21 protein-coding genes and 1 riboswitch are annotated in these 19,916 nt (G+C 71.7%); of the genes, 6 read left to right on the top strand and 15 right to left on the bottom strand.

Annotated elements, in window-relative coordinates; genetic code table 11:
- Positions 1 to 52 precede the first annotated feature (52 nt).
- The 3 genes from PGH47_RS06215 to PGH47_RS06205 are packed head-to-tail and all read right to left on the bottom strand — an operon-like array spanning position 53 to position 4,406.
- The gene (locus PGH47_RS06215) at positions 53 to 958 is read right to left on the bottom strand and encodes an LLM class F420-dependent oxidoreductase (protein WP_271662611.1); all 906 of its coding nucleotides are present in this window, start codon (positions 956 to 958) and stop codon (positions 53 to 55) included.
- A gap of 46 nt (positions 959 to 1,004) precedes the next feature.
- A complete protein-coding gene (locus tag PGH47_RS06210) occupies positions 1,005 to 3,578 on the bottom strand; it encodes an ABC transporter permease (protein WP_271662610.1) in 2,574 nt (857 codons plus the stop codon).
- Positions 3,579 to 3,581: 3 nt separating this feature from the next.
- Entirely contained in the window at positions 3,582 to 4,406 is an 825-nt protein-coding gene (locus PGH47_RS06205; protein WP_271662609.1) for an ABC transporter ATP-binding protein, read from the bottom strand.
- Between the two features lie 199 nt (positions 4,407 to 4,605).
- Between PGH47_RS06205 and PGH47_RS06200 the strand changes: the two genes are divergently transcribed.
- Complete coding sequence (locus PGH47_RS06200; RefSeq protein ID WP_125526693.1) at positions 4,606 to 4,845, top strand: toxin-antitoxin system HicB family antitoxin; 240 nt, start codon at positions 4,606 to 4,608, stop codon at positions 4,843 to 4,845.
- A 4-nt stretch (positions 4,846 to 4,849) separates the two neighbouring features.
- A complete protein-coding gene (locus tag PGH47_RS06195) occupies positions 4,850 to 5,224 on the top strand; it encodes a fic family toxin-antitoxin system, toxin component (RefSeq protein ID WP_107912093.1) in 375 nt (124 codons plus the stop codon).
- On the opposite strand, the gene PGH47_RS06190 is transcribed toward PGH47_RS06195, so the two are convergent.
- Complete coding sequence (locus PGH47_RS06190) at positions 5,225 to 5,911, bottom strand: class I SAM-dependent methyltransferase (protein ID WP_271662608.1); 687 nt, start codon at positions 5,909 to 5,911, stop codon at positions 5,225 to 5,227.
- 103 nt (positions 5,912 to 6,014) lie between these two features.
- The gene (locus tag PGH47_RS06185) at positions 6,015 to 6,701 is read right to left on the bottom strand and encodes an esterase/lipase family protein (protein ID WP_271662607.1); all 687 of its coding nucleotides are present in this window, start codon (positions 6,699 to 6,701) and stop codon (positions 6,015 to 6,017) included.
- 115 nt (positions 6,702 to 6,816) lie between these two features.
- On the opposite strand from PGH47_RS06185, the gene PGH47_RS06180 reads away from it, so the two are divergent.
- Positions 6,817 to 9,201 (top strand): LuxR C-terminal-related transcriptional regulator, encoded by a 2,385-nt coding sequence (locus tag PGH47_RS06180; RefSeq protein WP_443048474.1) that lies wholly within the window; start codon positions 6,817 to 6,819, stop codon positions 9,199 to 9,201.
- On the opposite strand, the gene PGH47_RS06175 is transcribed toward PGH47_RS06180, so the two are convergent.
- The 4 genes from PGH47_RS06175 to bioB are packed head-to-tail and all read right to left on the bottom strand — an operon-like array spanning position 9,198 to position 13,018.
- Positions 9,198 to 9,758, bottom strand: coding sequence for a hypothetical protein (locus PGH47_RS06175; RefSeq protein ID WP_271662605.1), 561 nt, complete (start codon positions 9,756 to 9,758; stop codon positions 9,198 to 9,200). The two genes, PGH47_RS06180 and PGH47_RS06175, sit on opposite strands and share 4 nt — an antisense overlap.
- A 36-nt stretch (positions 9,759 to 9,794) precedes the next feature.
- On the bottom strand, positions 9,795 to 10,511 hold the full coding sequence (gene bioD / locus PGH47_RS06170; protein ID WP_271662604.1) for a dethiobiotin synthase: 717 nt from the start codon (positions 10,509 to 10,511) through the stop codon (positions 9,795 to 9,797).
- A gap of 1 nt (position 10,512) precedes the next feature.
- Positions 10,513 to 11,811: an adenosylmethionine--8-amino-7-oxononanoate transaminase gene (locus PGH47_RS06165; RefSeq protein ID WP_271662603.1), complete on the bottom strand. Its 1,299-nt coding sequence runs from the start codon at positions 11,809 to 11,811 to the stop codon at positions 10,513 to 10,515.
- The gene (gene bioB, locus PGH47_RS06160) at positions 11,804 to 13,018 is read right to left on the bottom strand and encodes a biotin synthase BioB (protein WP_271662602.1); all 1,215 of its coding nucleotides are present in this window, start codon (positions 13,016 to 13,018) and stop codon (positions 11,804 to 11,806) included. The genes PGH47_RS06165 and bioB overlap by 8 nt, the downstream gene beginning before the upstream one ends.
- 173 nt (positions 13,019 to 13,191) lie before the next feature.
- Between bioB and PGH47_RS06155 the strand changes: the two genes are divergently transcribed.
- Complete coding sequence (locus tag PGH47_RS06155) at positions 13,192 to 14,319, top strand: 8-amino-7-oxononanoate synthase (RefSeq protein WP_271662601.1); 1,128 nt, start codon at positions 13,192 to 13,194, stop codon at positions 14,317 to 14,319.
- An 80-nt stretch (positions 14,320 to 14,399) separates the two neighbouring features.
- Here PGH47_RS06155 and PGH47_RS06150 read toward each other — a convergent pair whose 3' ends face one another.
- Both PGH47_RS06150 and PGH47_RS06145 read right to left on the bottom strand, forming a co-directional pair.
- Positions 14,400 to 14,627, bottom strand: a complete 228-nt coding sequence (locus tag PGH47_RS06150) for a DUF397 domain-containing protein (protein WP_271662600.1) — start codon at positions 14,625 to 14,627, stop codon at positions 14,400 to 14,402.
- Between the two features lie 9 nt (positions 14,628 to 14,636).
- Positions 14,637 to 15,506 (bottom strand): helix-turn-helix domain-containing protein, encoded by an 870-nt coding sequence (locus tag PGH47_RS06145; protein WP_271662599.1) that lies wholly within the window; start codon positions 15,504 to 15,506, stop codon positions 14,637 to 14,639.
- Between the two features lie 213 nt (positions 15,507 to 15,719).
- On the opposite strand from PGH47_RS06145, the gene PGH47_RS06140 reads away from it, so the two are divergent.
- Positions 15,720 to 16,178 (top strand): ATP-binding protein, encoded by a 459-nt coding sequence (locus tag PGH47_RS06140; RefSeq protein ID WP_271662598.1) that lies wholly within the window; start codon positions 15,720 to 15,722, stop codon positions 16,176 to 16,178.
- Positions 16,179 to 16,182: 4 nt separating this feature from the next.
- Here PGH47_RS06140 and PGH47_RS06135 read toward each other — a convergent pair whose 3' ends face one another.
- A complete protein-coding gene (locus PGH47_RS06135; protein WP_271662597.1) occupies positions 16,183 to 17,106 on the bottom strand; it encodes a LysR family transcriptional regulator in 924 nt (307 codons plus the stop codon).
- Positions 17,107 to 17,214: 108 nt separating this feature from the next.
- Between PGH47_RS06135 and PGH47_RS06130 the strand changes: the two genes are divergently transcribed.
- Positions 17,215 to 17,829 carry a LysE family translocator gene (locus PGH47_RS06130; protein ID WP_271662596.1) on the top strand — a complete coding sequence of 205 codons (615 nt, stop codon included), beginning with the start codon at positions 17,215 to 17,217 and terminating at the stop codon, positions 17,827 to 17,829.
- 53 nt (positions 17,830 to 17,882) lie between these two features.
- Here the strand turns inward: PGH47_RS06130 and PGH47_RS06125 are convergent, their stop codons facing one another.
- The 3 genes from PGH47_RS06125 to PGH47_RS06115 form a co-directional block, all read right to left on the bottom strand.
- Complete coding sequence (locus PGH47_RS06125) at positions 17,883 to 18,356, bottom strand: C40 family peptidase (protein WP_030956805.1); 474 nt, start codon at positions 18,354 to 18,356, stop codon at positions 17,883 to 17,885.
- A gap of 3 nt (positions 18,357 to 18,359) precedes the next feature.
- Positions 18,360 to 18,492, bottom strand: a riboswitch (cyclic di-AMP (ydaO/yuaA leader).
- A 419-nt stretch (positions 18,493 to 18,911) separates the two neighbouring features.
- Positions 18,912 to 19,220 carry a hypothetical protein gene (locus PGH47_RS06120; RefSeq protein WP_030956806.1) on the bottom strand — a complete coding sequence of 103 codons (309 nt, stop codon included), beginning with the start codon at positions 19,218 to 19,220 and terminating at the stop codon, positions 18,912 to 18,914.
- A 7-nt stretch (positions 19,221 to 19,227) separates the two neighbouring features.
- The gene (locus PGH47_RS06115) at positions 19,228 to 19,863 is read right to left on the bottom strand and encodes an ATP-dependent Clp protease proteolytic subunit (RefSeq protein WP_271662595.1); all 636 of its coding nucleotides are present in this window, start codon (positions 19,861 to 19,863) and stop codon (positions 19,228 to 19,230) included.
- Positions 19,864 to 19,916 lie beyond the last annotated feature (53 nt).

Genomic DNA, 19,916 nt, shown 5'->3' with positions numbered 1-19,916 from the left:
TGATCCCATCACGGGCGGCGGGCCGCGGCGCCGAATTCCGGCATGCGGACGGCTACTTGCCGCGCAGCCTCTCGATCACCGGCGCGAACGCCTCCATGCAGGGCTCCAGCACGGTCAGGTACGAGAACCCGTACCGCTCACGCTGGGCGAGCACCTGCGCGGTGATCTGCTCCAGGGTGCCGATCAGGAGGATGGGCAGTGCCAGCGCCTGTTCGAGCGTGATTTCCGGGACCCGGTCGAGGAGGGGCTGGACCACGGCCTCTCGGTCCTGCGTCACGGTGACCATCTGGAGGAGCAGGTTCAGCTCGGCCGGCTCCGCACGGTCCGCCGCGAACCCGCGGTACCGGGCCACCCGTTCGTCGAGCCGGTCGGCGGTGACGGGGATCAGCCGCCCGGTCGAGCTCTTCGGGTCCGGGTACGCGCCCCCGAACGCCGCGATGTCGGCGTGCTCGGCGGTCAGCCGCATGACCCGGTCGCCGTTGCCCCCGACCAGCAGCGGCACCCGTGGCCGCTGCGCCGGCCGGGGCTCGTACGACTCGGACCCCAGCAGTCGGCCGAGCTCCTCGACGGTGCGCCGCAGATGGTCCACCCGCTCGCCGGGGGTGCCGAAGGGCAGCCCCGCCGAGTCGTGCTCCGCCTGTACGTAGCCCGCGCCCAGCCCGAGTTCCAGCCGCCCGCCGGTCAGGGCGTCGGTCGTCGCCACCTCGCGGGCGAGCAATGTCGGGTTCCACAGGCCCGCGTTCAGCACGAACGTGCCCAGGCGCGGCCGCTGGGTCGCCTCCGCCGCCGCGACCAGGGCCGGGAACGGCGCGGGCATGCCCAGGTGGTCGGGGACCAGGATCACGTCGTAGCCGAGCTCCTCGGCCCGGCGGCACTTGGCCCGCCACTCCTTCGCCGGGGCGGAGGTCATCAGATTGACGCCGAAGCGGAACGGAGGCGGGCTCACCGGGTGCGACACGAACTCTCCTCACCTGCACGGGACTTGAGTGCCTGCCGCGATTCCATCACTCGTGCGCGATGGCCGCCAGCACATTCATGCGCGATGCACGCAGCGCGGGCAGCAGCGCCGCCACGACACCCACCACGGCCGAGCCGATCACCACCGCGACGATCGTGGGCCACGGGATCGCCAGCGCCGTCATGCCCTGCAACGCCAGCACCTGCTGGGTGCACACGCCCCAGACCAGCCCCAGCGCGAGCCCCAGGACCGCGCCGAACACCGCGATCACCACCGACTCCAGCCGGATCATCCGGCGCAGCTGCCGCCTGGCCAGACCGATGGCCCGCAGCAGTCCGATCTCCCGGGTGCGCTCCACCACCGACAGGGCGAGCGTGTTCACGACGCCGAGCACCGCGATGACGATCGCGAGACCGAGCAGGGCGTACACGAGGTAGAGCAGTACGGCGATCTGGTCGTGCACCAGGTCCTTGTAGTCGGCGATGTCGCGGACCTGCACCTGCGGGTACGGGTCGAGTGCCTTCTCCAGGCCGGCCCGCAGGTCGTCCGCGTTCGTGCCGGAGGCGGCGTTGACGTACACGGCCGCGTCCTGCCCGCCCGGCGCGTACTTCTGGAGGGTGGCCAGACCGAAGTAGATCCCGCCCTGGCTGCCGAACCCGTCGGCGGACTCCTGGTCGGTGAGGGCGCCCACCGTCAGCTGGGCCGTGCGGCCGCCCTGGAACTCGACGGGGACGGTGCTGCCGACCCGCACGCCGTGGTCCTCGGCGAAGTCCTTGTCCATCGCGAGGTGTCCGGCGGCGAGCGCGGCCGCGGAGTCCCCCTGGGCATAGGTGATGTTGGCGACCTTGTCGAGCTGCGGCTCGTAGGCCGCGGCGGTCGTCTTCACACGGTCGCCGTCCGGGAGGCGTACGGCGATGGTCGCGAACTGCGAGCGCACGACGAGCCCCACGCCCTCGGTGTCGCGGATCCGCTCGGTGACCTCGCGCGGGAACGGCACGAAGTTGCCGTTCTGCACCACGAAGTCGGCGCCCAGCGTCTTGTCGATCTGCTGGTCGAACGACTTGGTCATCGAGGCGCTGGCCACCGACATCCCGCCGACCAGCGCGAGACCCACCATCAGGGCGGCCGCGGTGGCGCCGGTGCGGCGGGGATTGCGCAGGGCGTTGCGCTGGCTCATCCGGCCGATCGAGCCGAACAGCGCGGGGAAGGCCCCGCCGAGCACCCGGATCACCGGCCGGACGAGCAGCGGTCCCGCGATCACGGTCGCGATCAGCGTCAGGAGCACGCCCAGGCCGAGCAGGGACGCCGCCGACGAGGTCTTCGACGCCGTCGCACAGCCGGCCAGGGCAGCCGCGCCGGCCGCCCCGATCACCGCTCCGAGGATCGCGCGCAGCCTCAGTGGCCGTCCGATCTCGGCGATCTCCGCGTCCGCGAGGGCCGCCATCGGCGAGACGCCGGCCGCGCGCCGGGCCGGGAGGTACGCCGCCACGAAGGTGACGCCCAGGCCGACGACGTACGCGGTCACCGGCGTGCCCCAGCCGACGACCATCTCGTCCGTGCGGATGTTCATGCCCAACAGACCCATCAGCTGGATGAGTCCGACGGCCAGCCCGATACCGGCCGCGAGGCCGGCCGTCGAGCCGACCAGGCCCAGCAGCAGTGCTTCGGTGAGCACCGAGCGGCGCACCTGGCGCCGGTCCGCGCCGAGTGCCCGCAGCAGGCCCAGCTCACGGGTGCGCTGGGCGATCAGCATCGAGAAGGTGTTGACGATGAGGAACACGCCGACGAGGACCGCTACCCCGGCGAAGCCGAGCATCACGTACTTGATGATGTCGAGGAATCCGCCCAGTTGCTCGACGTCCGACTCGGCCTGCTCGTCGGCGGTGCGCAGTTCGTAGGCGCCGCGGTCGCCGCCGAGCGCGTCGGCCACGCGCTGCTTGAGCTCGGGGTCGCTGACGCCGTCGGCGGCGTCCAGCGTGATGCCGGTGGCGCCCTTCGGGTCGCCGATCAGTCTGGTCTGCGCGGTCGGGGTGTCGAAGAAGACCAGCGCCGCACCGGGGTTGGTGGTGGTGAAGGTGACGATGCCGACGACCTCGACCGGGAAGGAGCCCTCCTGCCCGATGACCGTCAGCCGGTCGCCGATCCGTACGTCCTTGTCGTCGGCGGTGTCCGCGTCGATCATCACCTGCCCCTCGCCCTTAGGGGCGTGACCGGAGGTCAGTTCCACGGGGCTGCGCTCGGTCGGGTTCCAGGCGGTGCCGATGGTGGGGGCGCCCGTGGTCGGGCCCACCGACTCGCGCTTCTTGTCGACGACCGTGATGCCCTCCACGTCCACGTCCGCACGGGCCGCGGCGACGCCGGGGACCCTCGCGAGGCGGTCGGCGAGCGAGGCCGGCAGGGTCAGGGTCCGGCCCGAGGGGATCGTCTCGTCGAAGGTCTCCTTCGGAGTGACGGTGACATCGGCGGCGGTCGAGGCGAAGAGCCGGTCGAAGGTACGGCTGACGGTGTCCGAGAAGATCAGGCTGCCCGCGACGAACGCCACGGAGAGGATCACCGCCAGGGCGGACAGCAGCAGCCGGCCCTTGTGCGCGAGGAAGCTCCTGAGTGTCGCCTTGAGCACCGGTCAGCCCTTCTCGGGCGGCTCTGCGGGAGAGGTCTGGTCGCCGCCTGACGGGTTCCCGCCGGCGAACAGGCGCATCCGCTCCAGTACGGCCTCCGCCGTCGGGCGTTCCATCTGGTCCACGATCCGTCCGTCGCCCAGGAACAGCACCAGGTCGGAGTGGGCGGCGGCGCCCGGGTCGTGGGTGACCATCACGACGGTCTGCCCGAGCTGGTCGACGGCCTCGCGCAGGAAGCCGAGGACCTCGAGACCGGCCCGGGAGTCGAGGTTGCCGGTCGGCTCGTCCGCGAAGATCAGCTCCGGCCTGGAAGCGAGCGCGCGGGCGCAGGCGACGCGCTGCTGCTGGCCGCCGGAGAGCTGGGAGGGCCGGTGCTTCAGCCGGTCCCGCAGCCCGAGGGTGTCGATGACCTGGTCCAGCCACTTCTCGTCGGGCTTCTTGCCCGCGATGTCCATGGGCAGCGTGATGTTCTCGGCCGCGTTCAGGGTCGGGATGAGGTTGAACGACTGGAACATGAACCCGATCCGGTCCCGCCGCAGCCGGGTCAGCTCGCGGTCCTTCAGTCCGGTGATCTCGGTGTCGCCCAGCCAGACCTGGCCCGCCGAGACGTTGTCGAGGCCCGCCAGACAGTGCATCAGCGTGGACTTCCCGGAGCCGGACGGGCCCATGACCGCCGTGAAGCGGCCGCGCGCGATGTCGACGTCCACCGCGTCCAGGGCCAGCACCGTCGTCTCACCCGAGCCGTACGCCTTGGTCAGGCCGCGGGCGCGGGCCGCGATCCCGTCCGCCGACGCGGGGCCCGGGACGTACTGGGCAGCTGCTGTGGACAAGACCGCCTCCTACACGGAACGGACGCAACGACACTCATCCCCGCCGAGCGTAATGTGATCCACCACACACCGGGTATCCCTCCGAGGTCCCGGTCGCTCTCCGTCCCAGGTCGGGCCCCCGATATCGGTGTAAGGGGCACCCTCTCGCCGTGCCGTGAAGCCCTTGCCGGTGCTAGCGGAACCGCGCTAGCTTCGAGGTATGGCGAAGACCCAGCTGAACGTGAGAGTGGACGAAGGCACGGCCCGCGCCGCCCGTGAGCGCGCCGTGGCCCGCGGCATGAGCGTCAACCGCTACATCGAGGAACTGGTCAAGCAGGACACCGGCGAGGTCGGCCACACGTTCGTGGAGGCCGCCGCCGACTTCATGAAGCAGTACGAGTCGGTGTTCGCAGAGGAATTCGGCTCGGAACGCGAGGGCCCGCGCGAAGGTCGCCACTGATCCGTTGAACGAACTGAACATCGACCTTGCCTGGCTGCTCATGCTCGCCGAGAAGAGGACGCCGGGGGACCCCCAGGTCACCGACTGGGGAGCCCTCGTCGCGGCCGTCGCACGCCATGACGCCCGGATATTCGACGTCCCGGTCTACGACAGTCCGCACGCCCGAGCCGCGTCCCTGCTCCAACTGCTCGTCCACGTCCCCGCGCTGGAGCGCTCCAACGCCATGTTCGCCTCCGCCGTCGCCTACGCCTACCTGGTCGCCAGCGGCCTGAAGGTGGTCACCTCGCCCGAGCAGGTGCGCGACCTGGCCCGGCTCGTGAAGAGCGGCGAGGCCACCGTGCACGACATCGCGCAGGAGCTGCGGCAGTGGAGCCTGTGACTAATCGCTGAGCGGCGGCCGCCACGCCGTGCCCAGGAAGCAGTACGACGAAGGGAGCGTCGGCCCGTTCTCCGGCATCATCACCTGCCGGTACGGGCCGAGTTCGAAGCCCGCCTCCCGGAGTGCCGCGACCGGATCGCGCGACACATGGCAGCCGCCGCTCACCAGCGGCCACACCGTCCGGTCCAGTGCGCGCTGGGTGAGGAGCATCGCGCGCCCGCCGCCCCGGCCGTGCTCGAAGAACCGCACGACACCACCGGGCCTGAGCACCCGCCGTATCTTACCGAGCGCCCGCGGCACGTCCCGGACGCTGCACATCACCAGCGACAGCACCGCCGCGTCGAAGGCCTCGCTCTTGACCGGCAGGGCCTCCGCCGCCCCCGGCACCACGTCCACCGGCACCTCGGCGCGCTGGGCCGCGTCCACCGCCAACGTGCGCAGCAGGCGCTCGGGTTCGATGGCGACCACCTCCGAGACGGAACTCGGATAGTGGGCGAAGTTCAGACCGTTGCCGGCGCCGATCTCGATCACTCGGCCGGACAGCCCGGTCAGCAGCCGGTCGCGGATGCCGGCCATGCCCATCCGGGTCTCGGCGTTGACGCTGATCCGGGCGTAGCAGCGGGCGAACAGCGGATGGTGCACGGCATCCCGTGCCACCTTGCCGGAACCGGCGGACCGCAGGGCCATGGGGACCTCCCGGGCAGGACACGACTCACCCTGATTGTCCCCACTTACCGGGCCCGCGCACCATCCGCTGTCCGTTCGGGCCGCCGACCGGGCGGCCCCGGGCTCAGCCGATGAAGTCCCGGACCCGCTCGTACACGCCGTGGTCGTTGTTCATGTCGGTGTGCGAGACGCACCCGACCTCGACGTTCGTCGCGCCGCTCAGGATCGCCGTGGTGTCGGGCGTGAGCGCGTCGTCGCAGTTCGACCAGTAGCTGGCGTACGACACGCTGCCCGGGGTCTCGTCGCCGGAGTTCAGCGAGGTCAGGAACGAGCTGCCGGTGTTCATCTCCGCGCAGGAGGTGTACAGCCACGCGCACCACGACGCGGTGGACGTGCCGTGGTTCACGCCGGCCGTCGAGACGAAGTCATCGACGTACGACGTCCCGCCGAGGTTCTTCAGGTAGTAGCGGGCGCTGAGCGTGCCCATCGAGTGGACGACCAGGTCGACCTTAGAGGCGCCCGTGCGGGCGAGCACGTTTCTGATCTCGGTCGCGAGCTGCTGGGCGGTGGTGACGTTCGACTGGGCCCAGTCGTACGACCAGGCGTCCAGCTCACCGGCGGCGTAGCCGTCGGTCCTGAAGTAGCCGGCCCAGTCGTCCCAGCTGCTCGCCGAGCTGCTCAGGCCGTGCACGAAGACGACGGGGTTGTGGGTGGCGGCCTGCGCGGGTGTGGGGGAGAGGGAGAGTGACAGAAGGAGCGTGGTGGCCAGGGCCGTGAGACCCGTAGCGATGCGACGCGGGGTGCGCTGCATGATGCCTCCTGAAACGTGTGGGGTTGCCAGGAGTGTCGAGCCGGGTCTACGCGCGCCGCATCGGTGAAATCGCCGGTCTTTACGATTCAAGTAACCCGCCAGTAACGTCATTTGTGTGGTGACTCCGGTGAACCCCCCACCTCTTGACCGCACTTCGCCACCGCAGCGCACGGACGCGTGGCGCCAACCGGCCGCAGGCCTCTCCGAGGGCGTCCGGGTGCGCGTGCTGCGTGCCGTGTACGGCGATCAGCGCGCCGCCGCCGAGCTTCTCCCGCGCCTCACCGACCGCCAGTTGACCGGCGTCGACCCGCTCCCCACGGAGCCGGCCGAACTGGCCCCGGCCCTGCTGCGCGAACACCGGGCGGAGATACGCGCGTTGCCGGACGACACCCGCCTGCTGCTGCTCCTTGCCGCGGCCGACCAGTACCCGGTCTCCACCGACGCCTTCCTGCGCGCCGTCGTCGCGGCCCGTCTCGACACCCGGTGCCTGGACGCCGCCGAGGCGGCCGGGATCGCGCACGCCGGAGCGGGCGGGGTGGCGTTCCGGGACGCGTGGACGCGGATCGCGGCCTACGAGACCGGCACGCCGGCCGACCGCCGCGACGTCCACCGGCTGCTGGCCCGCGTGCTGCGCGGCGAGGGCGAGACGCCGTCGCGCTCCTGGCACCGGGGTGCAGGCGCGCTCGGCCCCAGCGGGCGGCTGGCCGCGGAACTCTCCGCCGCGGCGGGCAGGGCGGCCGACACCGGGCGCCTGTCGGTGGCGCGGACCCTGGCGGAGCGGGCCGCGGCGCTGTGCCCCGACTCCACCGAACAGCACCGCCTGACGGCCCGAGCGGCCGCCTACGCCTGGCGCTCCGGCGACGGTGACCGAGCACGCCGCCTGGCCTCGACCGCCGCCGACGACGCCCTGAGCGGGGTGCTGGCCCTGCGGACGGGAAACACGACGGAGGCGTTCGACGCCCTGCTGATCGGGGTGGGGGCCGCGGCGCGGACGGCATCGGGTCGGAGTGCCTCACCTCCCGGCGCCCCGCTTTCGGTCGCTCCGTGCGCTAACACTCGGAGCACCTCACACACGGTGACCCCGGCCGATCCGCGCGCCGTGACCCCGGCCGACCCACGCGGCGTGACCCCGGCCATCCCGAGCGCCCTCACCTCAGTCACCCCATTCACCGTCACCCCGCCAACCCCCGCCACCCACCTCCTCGCCCGAGCCACCGAAGCCGCCGTCTACACCGGTGATCTGCGCCGGCTGCGTGAGGCGGCGAGGGTTGCCGGTCGGCTCGGTGTCGTGGTGCCCGGCACTCTGGGCGGGCTGGTGGCCGCGTTCGACGGGCGGTACGCGGATGCGCGTGACCTGCTGAAGTCGGCCGCAGGGCGGTGCGGTCCCGGCGGTGATCCCACCGTCCTGATCCACGCCGCGATCGCCGCCCTGCTTCTCGGCGACCACACCCGCGCGGTCACCGCGACGGTCCGCGCGGCCGCCTCCGCCCGGGCGCGGGGCACCCCGGTCACGGTGCCGCAGGCGATGGAGTTCCGGGCGTACGCCGATTTCTGGACGGGACGTCCGCGGGCCGGTGAGGCCGCCGCGTCGGACGCGTTGTGGCAGGCCCACGCCACCGGTCAGGACAACGGCGCCTGCCACCTCCAGGCCGCCCTCGCCATGTTCGCGGCGCTGACCGGGGACGCCGACGTCTGCCGTGAACGGGCGGCGACCGCACGGTCGTACGCCCTGGCGCGTGGCCTGGGTCTGCCCGCCGCCCTCGCCCAATGGGCGCTCGCGTTCCTCGACCTGAGCAGCGGTCGTTTCGCCGCCGCCGCGGCCCGGCTGCGTGCCCTCGCCGGATTCGGCCCCGGCCACGGCCATCGGGCGATCCGGCACCTGGCAACCCCGCACTACGTGGAGGCGGCCGTCCACACCGGCGACACCCGGATCGCCCGCGTGGCGCACGCCGACTACGAACGCTGGGCCGGCACGGTACTCAGCCCCGACGACCTGGCCCTCAGCGCCCGCTGCCGAGCCCTGCTCGCGCCCGGCGAGGAGGCGGTGGACCACTACCGCACCGCGCTCGACCTGCACTCCCGCGGCACCCGCGACTTCGAACGCGCCCGCACGGAACTGCTGTTCGGCAGCGCACTGCGCCGACTGCGCCGCCGTACGGAGGCACGCGACCGTCTGCACAGCGCGCTGGAGGCGTTCGACTCCTTCGGCGCCCCGCACTGCGCCACTCAGGCCCGCACCGAACTCCGCGCCCTCGGCACCCCGGCGGCCCCGCCCCGCACCGCCCCCGACAGCCCGACCGCCACCCTCACGGCCCAGCAACTCCTGGTCGCCCGCATGGCCGCCGACGGCGCCACCAACCGCGAGATCGCCGCCCGCCTGGCCCTCAGCCCCCGCACCATCGACCACCACCTGCGAGGCGTCTTCACCCGCCTGGGCATCCGCTCCCGCATCGAACTGGTACGCCTCCTCGCCGAGAGCGACGAGCCCGAGTCCGGCTAGCCCTCGGAGAACGCGCGGGCGAACCCGGCGAGATTCCGCGGGCAGGCCCAGACCTCCCGTGTCATCCCGCCGGCGAACCAGTCGTCCGACTCACCGTCGGCGGTCGGGCCGTCGCCGTCGTCATCGGCGCCCCGCTCCGGACGGGCCAGCATCTCCAGCACATACCGGAGGTTGTCCAACTCGTCGTCGTCCGGCATGTCGTCGCACGGATGCTCGTCGTGCTCGCAGTCCGCCTGACCGAGAGCCCGCTCGACGGCGGCCATCGCCTTGAGCACCTGCGCCTCGGCCGCCGGGTCCGGGTGGGCGTAGATCACGTAGGGGCCTATGAGCACCAGCCCGAACGTCCACAGAGCCGAGTCCGGTCCGCCCGCCGCCACGCTCGCCTCGAGGCTTCTCGCGCACGCCAGGACCGTCCCCGGCGTATCGCCGAGGTGGTAGCCCTGCCGGATCTCGTCCCACTCGGTGATCAGGGCGTCCCACTCGGCGGTCGTGGCGGGCGCCGGAGCGGAAGGCGCTTCATCGGCGTGGAGGTCTTCGACCCTGTCCGTGTTCACCATGATCAGAGCATTGCACGCGGCTCTGACAGTCCGGCCTCAGGCCGTCACCCGCCCCCGGAACCCCTCCGCGTCCCACGTCCCGAACAGCCTCGGCGCGAGCCAACCCGGTGCCGCCGTACGGAAGTCGGCGGAAGCCAGCGCCCCGGAGCCTGCCGGGACCGCGCCCAGCAGCGGTGCACCGGCGACCTCCGGCAGGTCCGCGACGTTGCAGCGCGACGCCAGGTCCGCTTCCTCGGGCCAGCTGCCGATCACCACGCCGAGCAGGTCAAGGCCGCGGCGGCGGAGTTCACGTGCCGTCAGTTCCGTCGTGTTCAGGGTGCCCAGGCCCGCCGAGGCGACCACCAGGACCGGCGCCGCCATCAGCTCGGCCGCGTCCGCCAGGGTGCCGCCCGATTCGTCGAAGCGGACGAGGAGACCGCCCGCTCCCTCCACCAGCACCAGGTCGTGCTCGGCGGCCAGCTTGGCGGCGGCCTCCGCGATCTCGTGCGGGCGCACCGCCGCCCGACCGGCCCGACGGGCGGCCGTCGCCGGGGCCAACGGGTCGGGGTAGCGCGCGAGTTCGGCTGTCGTCACCGGGCCCGCGAGGCGCGCGACCTCCTGCGCGTCGCCGTCCTCGTCGGGCCGTACGCCCGTCTGCGCGGCCTTCAGCACGGCCACCGACCGCCCCGCGCCCCGCGCCGCCGCGGCGACCGCGGCGGTCGTGACGGTCTTGCCGACCTCCGTGCCCGTGCCCGTGATCACCAGTACCGGCATGTCAGCCCTCCCGCGCCGCCGCGCACACCGCGCGGGCGATCCGTGCGACGTCCGCGTCGCCCGTGACGTACGGCGGCATCGTGTAGATGAGGTCGCGGAACGGCCGCAGCCACACGCCCTCGCGCACGGCGGCCGCCGTCGCCGCCCGCATGTCCACCTCGTGGTCCAGCTGGACGACCCCGATGGCGCCGAGGACGCGTACGTCCTTCACGCCCGGAAGGTCCGACGCGGGCGCCAGTCCTTCCCGCAGACCCGTCTCGATCCGCTTGACCTCGGCCTGCCAGTCCTGCCCGAGCAGCAGCTCGATCGAGGCGCAGGCCACCGCGGCCGCCAGCGGGTTGCCCATGAAGGTCGGGCCGTGGGCGAGCACCGGCACCTCGCCGCGCGAGATGCCGTCGGCCACACGGGCGGTGCACAGCGTGGCCGCCATCGTCAGATAGCCGCCGGTCAGCGCCTTGCCCACGCACATCACGTCCGGCGTCACCGCCGCGTGGTCCGCCGCGAACAGCGCACCGGAGCGGCCGAACCCGGTGGCGATCTCGTCGAACACCAGCAGCACGTCGTGCGCGTCGCACGCCTCGCGCAGCACCCGCAGATACGCGGGGGAGTGGAACCGCATCCCGCCCGCGCCCTGCACGACCGGCTCGACGACGACCGCCGCCAGTTCGTCGGCGTGCCGCTCGATCAGCGACCGCAGATGCTCGGCGTACGACTCGTCGTACTCGGCCGGCGGCGGGTCCGCGAACACCTGGCGCTGGAGCACGCCGGTCCACAGCTCGTGCATGCCGCCCTCGGGATCGCACACCGACATCGGCTGCCAGGTGTCCCCGTGATAGCCGCCGCGCCAGGTCAGCAGGCGCTGCTTGCCGGGACGGCCCAGCGAACGCCAGTACTGGAGGCACATCTTGACCGCGACCTCGACCGACACGGAACCGGAGTCGGCGAGGAACACATGCTCCAGACCATCCGGAGACATGTCGACAAGGAGCTTCGCCAGGCGTACGGCGGGCTCGTGGGTGAGCCCGCCGAACATCACATGGCTCATCCGCGCCAGCTGCTGCTGCACGGCCTCGTTGAGCACCGGGTGGTTGTAGCCGTGGATCGCCGACCACCAGGACGACATGCCGTCGACCAGTTCACCCGAGCCGTCCGCGAGCTTCAGCCGCACCCCGCTCGCCGACTCCACGACGAGCGGTTCGCTGCGGCCGGGCATGGGGCCGTACGGGTGCCACACATGCCGCCGGTCGAGTTCCAGCAGCTCGGGCACGGTCAGGCCGGGCACGGTGAGCGGGTCAGGCATTGGGCGCGAGGTCCGTTCCGGCGCCCCGGCGGCGTACGGCGACCAGGTCGGTGCGCGGCTCGCCGGCCGGAGCGGCGACGGCACCGGTGGTGGCAGCGGCCGTACCGCACACACCGCCACCTTCGTGCGACCCGCACCCGGCGCTCTCGTGCGACCCGCAGCCCGCGGCCTCGTGCGACCCGCAGCCGCCCCCGGCCGTCTCCGTCCGGTGCTCCGGCAGGGTCACCTGGTCGGTGCCCTCCACCTCGAAGCCGGCGTCGGCGATCATCTCCAGGTCGGCCTTGCCCGCCTGGCCCTCGGTCGTGAGGTAGTCACCGAGGAAGATCGAGTTGGCCAGGTTCAGGGCCAGCGGCTGCATGGTGCGCAGGTGGACCTCGCGGCCACCGGCGATGCGCACCTCGACGTCCGGACAGACGAACCGCACCATCGCCAGGATCCTCAGGCACCGCTGCGGGGTGAGGTTCCACTCCTTGGCCAGCGGGGTGCCCTCGACCGGGATCAGGAAGTTGACCGGCACCGAGTCCGGGTCCAGCTCGCGCAGCGAGTAGACGACGTCGACCAGGTCCTCGTCGCTCTCGCCCATGCCGGCGATGAGACCGGAGCACGCGGACAGCCCGGCCCCGTGCGCCTTCTGCACGGTGTCGACGCGGTCGGCGTAGGTGTGCGTGGTCGTGATGTCCCCGTACGTCCCCTCGGACGTGTTGAGGTTGTGGTTGTACGCGTCGGCGCCCGCGTCGCGCAGCCGCTCCGCCTGGCCGTCGGACAGCAGGCCGAGGCAGGCGCACACCTCGACGCCCTCGTTCTGGTCCTTGATGGCCTTGATGGTCTCGGAGACCCGGTCCACGTCGCGGTCGGTCGGGCCGCGCCCGGACGCCACCAGACACACCCGCTTGGCGCCACCCGCCAATCCGGCGGCGGCAGCCTGGGAGGCCTGGTCCGGCTTGAGCCAGGTGTACTTCAGGATGCCGGTGGTGGAGCCGAGGCGCTGCGAACAGTAGGAGCAGTCCTCGGGGCACAGGCCCGACTTCAGGTTGACCAGATAGTTGAGTTTCACCCGTCGGCCGAACCAGTGCCGGCGCACCTTGCCGGCCGCGGCCACCACATCGAGCAGGTCGTCGTCGGAAGTGGCGAGGACGGCCAAGGCTTCCTCGCGGGTCGGCAGCTCGCGCCGAAGCCCCTTGTCCACCAGCGTGTTCAGCAGGTCCATGGAAGCTGATCCTGACGTACGGAGGGCGTCCGAGCCAAGGTGAGTTTGCACAACCCTGTCGTTTCGATGTGTGGGTATTGCCACACCGTGGGCGGGCCGCCGTACGGCTAGGGTCTGTCCACTGCCTACAAAAGCGACGTCTGTGTACCGCTCACCAAAGCCCCGGAGGAACCATGGCGTTCGGCTGGATCGACGAGCAGGCGGAGCTGCGCCGCCGCGCCGGGCTCGTACGGACCCTGCGCCCCCGGCCCGCCGTATCACCGCTCCTCGATCTCGCGAGCAACGACTATCTGGGCCTGGCCCGCCATTCGGAGGTCACCGAGGGCGCGGCGCGTGCCTCGCGCACCTGGGGCGGCGGCGCGACCGGCTCCCGGCTCGTCACGGGCACGACGCAGCTGCACGCCGAGCTGGAGCGCGAGCTGGCCGACTTCTGCGGCTTCGAGGCGGCGCTGGTCCTCTCGTCGGGCTACGCGGCCAACCTCGCCGCGGTCACCGCGCTGGCGCCGCACGGCTCGCTGATCGTGTCGGACGCCGGCAACCACGCCTCGCTCATCGACGGCTGCCGACTGGCCAGGGGCACCACCCAGGTCGTCCCGCACTCCGAGCCGGAGGCGGTACGCAAGGCCCTGCACACGCACGAGGGCACGGCGGTCGTCGTGTCCGACACCGTCTTCTCCGTCGACGGCGACGCGGCCCCGCTGGCCGAGTACGCCGAGGCGTGCCGGGAGCGCGGCGCCGGGCTACTGGTCGACGACGCCCACGGCCTGGGCGTCCTGGGTGACGGCGGGCGCGGCGCGGCGTGGGCGGCCGGGCTCGCGGGGGCGGACGACGTCGTCGTCACCGTCACGCTGTCCAAGTCCCTCGGCAGCCAGGGCGGCGCCGTCCTCGGCCCCGCGCGGGTGATCGAGCATCTCGTCAACACCGCGCGGACGTTCATCTTCGACACGGGTCTCGCCCCGGCGTCCACGGGCGCGGCCCTGGCGGCGCTCAGGCTGCTGCGCCGTGAACCGGAGCGGGCGGCGCGGGCGGGTGCGGTGGCACGTGAACTCCACGCACGGCTGACCGCCGAGGGTCTGGAGGCGGTACGTCCGGACGCCGCCGTCGTCTCCGTGCGCGCCCCGTCCCCGGAGAAGGCCGTGCGCTGGGCGGCCGAGTGCCGTGCGGCGGGCCTCGCCGTGGGCTGTTTCCGTCCTCCCTCCGTTCCCGACGGCATCTCACGGCTGAGGCTGACCGCCCGCGCGGACCTCTCCGAGGCCGAGATCGAGCGCGCTGTTCGAGTGATCGGCGAGACACGACCATGAGTCGGCGTGACACGGCCCTGCTCGCACATCGGATGGAACTGATCAGAATCGATCAGGGTTGATCTGATCGGTCAGGGTGGTCAGGACTGGAGCGCGGCCGTGAAACCCGCCCAGCTCTCGGGGGAGAAGAGCAGCGCGGGGCCGGCCGGGTCCTTGGAGTCGCGCACCGCGAGCAGCCCGGTCCAGGGACCGGAGTGCGGCCGTGCCGTCTCGACGCAGTTGTTCGCACCGGTGCTGTAGCTGCTGCGCAACCACCGCGCACCTGCCAGTTCGGTGCTGGACATGAGGTTCCGAGGCATTGCTGTCATGGTGCCTCCTTACACACCGCCACCTAGCGCGGCGATGTAATCCAACGATTCCTCGGGCGAAAGGGCGTGGATCCGAAGGGTGTTGAAGGCCTCCGTGTAGGCCTGGAGGTCTTCTTTCCGTTCGAGGTAGAGGCTACTCGTCAAGTGGTCGAGAACAACCACATCCAGATCAGAAGTGCTCGAAAATGAGAAGATAACGAAAGGGCCAGTGATGCCGACATGCTCGCCGGCCCTGAACGGCAGCACCTGAAGGCGGACTTGGGGCAGTCGGGCGGCCTCCATCAGCCGGCTCAGCTGCCGCGCCATCACCTCGGGCCCGCCGATCTCCCGGCGCAGCACCGCCTCGTCCAGCACCGCGCTCAGCTTCAGCGGCGGATCCGCGCGCAGCACGTCCTGCCTGGCCAGCCGCACCGCGACCAGCGCGTCGAGGCGGTCGTCGGTGTCGCCGTCGAGCCCGCCGACGGCGGCCCGGGTCACCGCCCGGGCGTACTCGGGCGTCTGGAGCAGACCGGGTACCACCGACGTCTCCAGCGTGCGCATCGCCCTCGCCTGGGACTCCAGGCTGATGAAGTCCCGGTACGTCGGCGGCAGTACTCCGCGGTACGCGTGCCACCAGTGATGCCGGCCACCGCCCTCGTCGGAGCCCGCCAACACCACCAGCAATTCCCGCAGTTGGGCGTCCTCCACGCCGTAGACGTCGAGCAGTAACCGCACATCGGCCGGTTTCACCCCGCTGGCGCCGGTTTCGATCCGGCTCACCTTGGATTGATGCCAGCCCGCCAGCCGGGCCGCCTCACCGCTGGTGAACCCCGCCCCGGTGCGTAACGCACGCAGTTCCGCGCCCAGTTTCCGGCGGCGTACCGCGGGACCGTGCTGCATGGGCTACTCCTTACTCCAACCGAGCCACCCAAATACGCTCTGCCGTCGCAGAGTTCACCGCTTCGAGCGACAGATATATGCATATCTTGGTGGATCGCCACCCGTGACGGGTGCGGTAATGGCAGTCTGGCGACGAAGCACCAGTCCGGGACCGTACTCGAACCATCCGCTCCGTGTCGGACCACGGTCCCGTGGGAAAGGGACGACGTCGCCATGGCAGATCACCTGGAAGCATCCGTCACTCTGCCGAGCGATCCCGCCTCGGTCTCCGCGGCCCGGGCCTACGTGCTCACCACCCTCACCGAATGGGGCCTGCCACCGGACACGGAAGTGGCCGACACCATCCGCCTGATCGTCTCCGAACTCACCACCAACGCCGTACAGCACACCCTCGGCCAGTCACCCACCTTCACGGTGGACCTCGCGCTGGACCGTGACGAACACCTGCGCATCGGTGTCACCGACAGCCATCCGCGATTCCCCAAGCGGCTGCCGGCCGCCGTGCAGCAGGACAACGGACGCGGCATGGTGATCATCCGCTGGCTGACCGCGGAATGCGGCGGCAAGTTGAGAGTGCGCCCCACCCGCGAGGGCGGCAAGACCGTCTCCATCGAACTGCCGTGGACGGTCCCCGCCGAGCCGGTCGTCGCCGCGGGACCGCAGGAGTCCTGACCCTTCACGGCTGCAGCGGCTGCCCGGAGCGGGCGAACGTGCCGCGCAGCAGAGCCCGGAAGGCGTCCGCGGCGGGAGCCGCCTCGTCGCCGCGATAGGCGACCGAGATCGTACGGCGCAACCGCCCGCCCTCCAGCGCACGCACGCCCACCGGAGCGACCGACGTGCGCGCCACCATCTCCGGTACGACCGCGACCCCGAGCCCCGCACTGGCCAGGGCGCACACCAGCAGGTACCCCGGCGTCGCCACCAGCACCGACGGCATGGCCCCCGCCTCGGTCAGCGCCGCCTCCACACCCCGCCGGGCCGGAGCGTCCGGCGCCATGCTGATCAGCGGCTGCCCGGCCAGCTCGGTCAGCGGCAGCCGCGTGGCGCCGCTGGTCAGCACATGGCCCGGCGCGGACACCAGGACCAGTTCCTCGACGAGGACCGGCTCGACGCCCACGGATGCGGGCAGCGGGGTCGGTTCCGCGGGCTCGTAGGTGTGCGTCAGCGCCAGATCGACCTCGCCCGCCGCCACCGCGGCGACACCGGCCGACGGTTCGTAGTCGGCGACCGTCAGCTCCACGTCCGGATGCGCCCGGCGGAAGGCGCTCAGGGCCGGCGGCAGCAGATGGATGCCGGCCGTCTGGAAGGTGCCGAGGCGCAGGGTGCCGCCGGACAGGCCGGTCAGCCGGGCGAGTTCGTGCCGGGCCCGGTCCAGCTCGTCGAGCACCCGCCGCGCCCGGGCCACCAGAAGCTCGCCCGCACCCGTCAGCCGTGTGCCCCTGTGGTGCCGTACCAGAAGGGCCGTGCCCGCCTCGCGCTCCAGCTTGGCCAGCTGCTGGGAGAGCGCGGGCGTGGTGTACCCCAGCCGTTCGGCGGCGCGGGTGATCGAGCCCGCCTCCGCGACCGCCACCAGGGCGGCGAGCCGGACCGGGTCGTACATGCGGCCCTCCTTCCGCCTCGGTCACGCATCTGCCTTAAGAAGTGCTTTAGGGATTGCCAGAATATTCGAAATACCTACTGAAGGCTGGCGGGCGGCACGCTGGGGTCCATGGACGCTCAGCTCATCGCCTTCACCGGTGTCTCCGCCGGCCTGGTCGCCATGCCCGGGGCCGACTTCACCGTCGTCGTACGCAACGCCCTCGTCTCCCGCCGGGCGGGCATCGCCTGTGCGCTCGGGATCGGGGCGGGGCTGCTGGTGCACGTGACGATGGCGGTCGTCGGCGTGGCGGCGGTCCTGGCCGCCGTACCGGCGCTGTTCCGCGCGCTCCAGGTGGTCGGCGGCGTCTATGTGCTGTACCTGGGCGTGCAGACCCTGCGGCAGCGGCCCACCGAAGTCGTGGACACGCGTGCGGAGTCCACCGCCCGGCCACTGCGGCAGGGCTTCGTGACCAACGCCCTCAACCCGAAGGCGTCCCTCACGTTCCTCAGCGTGCTGCCGCAGTTCGTGCCCGCGGGCGCTCCGGCCCTGCCCCGGACTCTCCTGCTGGCCATGATCGTGCTGGCGATCGCCCTGGTGTGGTTCCAGGTGGTCGCCCTGCTGGTGGACCGGCTCGGCAGATGGCTGCGCCGGCCGCGCGCCGCACGTGCGGTCACGGTCGCCACCGGCGCCGCACTGACGGCCTTCGGCGCGGCCCTGCTCGCGGGTCCGCTGCTCGCCCTGTGAGGCCCCGAGAGCGGTGACGGCGCGTCAGGGTGCCGCCACCGCCCCCGGGCAGGTCACTTGACCCGGCCGTACCAGACGCTCCTGGTCCAGATCTTCTGCAGCTTGACCACGTCCCCGGTCTTCGGGGAGTGCCAGATCTTTCCCTTCCCGGCGTAGATGCCGACGTGGTAGACGTACGACCCCGAGTGGAAGAACACCAGGTCCCCGGCCTTGCGGTTCTTGGCGGAGATGTGGCGGGTCTTGTTGTACTGCTGGGCAGCCGTGCGGGGCAGCTTCTTGCCCGCCTTCTTGAACGAGTAGAGCGTCAGCCCCGAGCAGTCGAACCGGTTCGGGCCCGTGGCGCCCCACCGGTACGGGGAGCCCTTCTTGGAGGCCGCGACCTGAAGTGCCTTCGACGCCGGTGTGGCTGCCTCGGCCTCGGACGTGAAGCCGGGTGCCACTATCGAGCCGCCCACGGCGGCGATGGTGAGGGCCGAAGCCGTACCGGCCCGGACCATGAGCGACGGGACACGATTGAGCGCAGTCATGCGCAACCCTTCGTCAGCCGCCTGAGAAGGATGACCTGTCGGATTCGGGCTGGCGAAGTTGCCCGGCCGCGTTACCGCGGCTTCACCCCAAGGGCTGCTCGGTTCGAACGAACGTCCGCTCCGGCGACCCGTCTTGCTCGGGTCCTCCACTCCTGCCGATCCACTCCTGTCGACCGGTCATCCGGGCGGCGGCAGGACTCGGCGTCCGCCCGGACCGCCCCGCCGCTGTGGCGGGGGCTTGTCGTCAGACAGGGATCTTGACGCACGGATGAGCGAAATACCCAACGGAATCGGGGGTTTGTGGTGTTACTCACCACTCACCCGTTCGGGTGGGTGACCCCCCGTTCGGGTGAGTGTCCAGATGCCCGAGGAGTCCCGGACCAGGGGCGGAGCGCGTGATTCCGTCTGCCGCTCATGCCTGTTGCGCAACCCTGACGGCCGCACGGCAGGAGGGCCGACTACGCCGAAAGGGGGTACGCCGTTCGGTCCGTTTCAACTCCGTTCCGGACGCCTCGTCAATGGGCCGGGGCGCCCGGGATCCGGCTGCAGGGGTCGTCAACTGTCGGAGCGCGGGGGCACCGTGACGCGAGCCGTGCGGCGCTCTCCGTCCAGCACGCGCAACGCACGCGCCAGCGTGGGAGCGTGCAGCTCCGTCTCACCGCGCTGGTGCATCAGCGCCAGCGCGTCCCGCAGCTCGGCCGCCCTGCTCACGAGCGCCTGGGCGGCCCGCAGTCCGCGATAGGTGTCGCCGTGGTGCGCCGGGTTGATCCGGCCGAGCAGGTCCACGACGTCAAGATAACGGTCGATCAACTCGCCCTCCGCCCGCGTCAGCGCGGGCAGCGGCGGCAATTCGGGTGGCAGCACCGGCCGGTCACCGCCCCGTGGGCGGAGCGAGCGTCTCCTTGCGGCTGGGGATGATCCGGTCCACCAGTCCGTACTCCAGCGCCTCTTGGGCGGTCAGGACCTTGTCCCGCTCGATGTCCTCGGCCACCTGCTCACGGGCGCGTCCGGTGTGCCGGGCGAGCATCTCCTCCAGCCGCGCCCGCACCCGCGTCAGCTCGGCGGCCTGGATCGCCAGATCACTGGCCTGCCCCTCGATCGGCTCGGTCAGCGCCGGCTGATGGATCACCACCCGAGCCCCCGGCAGCGCGAACCGCTTGCCCGGAGTGCCCGCCGCCAGCAGCACGGCGCCGCTCGACCCGGCCTGGCCCAGGCAGATCGTCTCCACGTCGCAGGAGACGAACTGCATCGTGTCGTAGATCGCCGACATGGCGCTGAACGAGCCGCCGGGCGAATTGATGTAGAGCGAGATGTCCTGGTCGGGGTCCTTGTGCTCCAGGTACATGAACTGGGCCATCACGTCGTTCGCCGACGTGTCGTCGACCGGTGTGCCGAGAAAGACGATCCGTTCCTCCAGCAGCTTCGAGTACGGATCCTGCGTCCTGAGGCCGGAACTGGTGCGTTCGGTGAACTCGGGCAGTACGTAGCGGGCGGACGGTCGGGTCATGGCTCACGCCTCCCTTGCCGGGGTGCCTGTAAAAAATGTACAGGACGTACATG

Origin of the sequence: Streptomyces sp. HUAS 31, assembly GCF_028198125.1 — a bacterium.
Lineage (GTDB): Bacteria > Actinomycetota > Actinomycetes > Streptomycetales > Streptomycetaceae > Streptomyces > Streptomyces chartreusis.
This window is presented reverse-complemented; position numbering and strand designations above follow the sequence as displayed.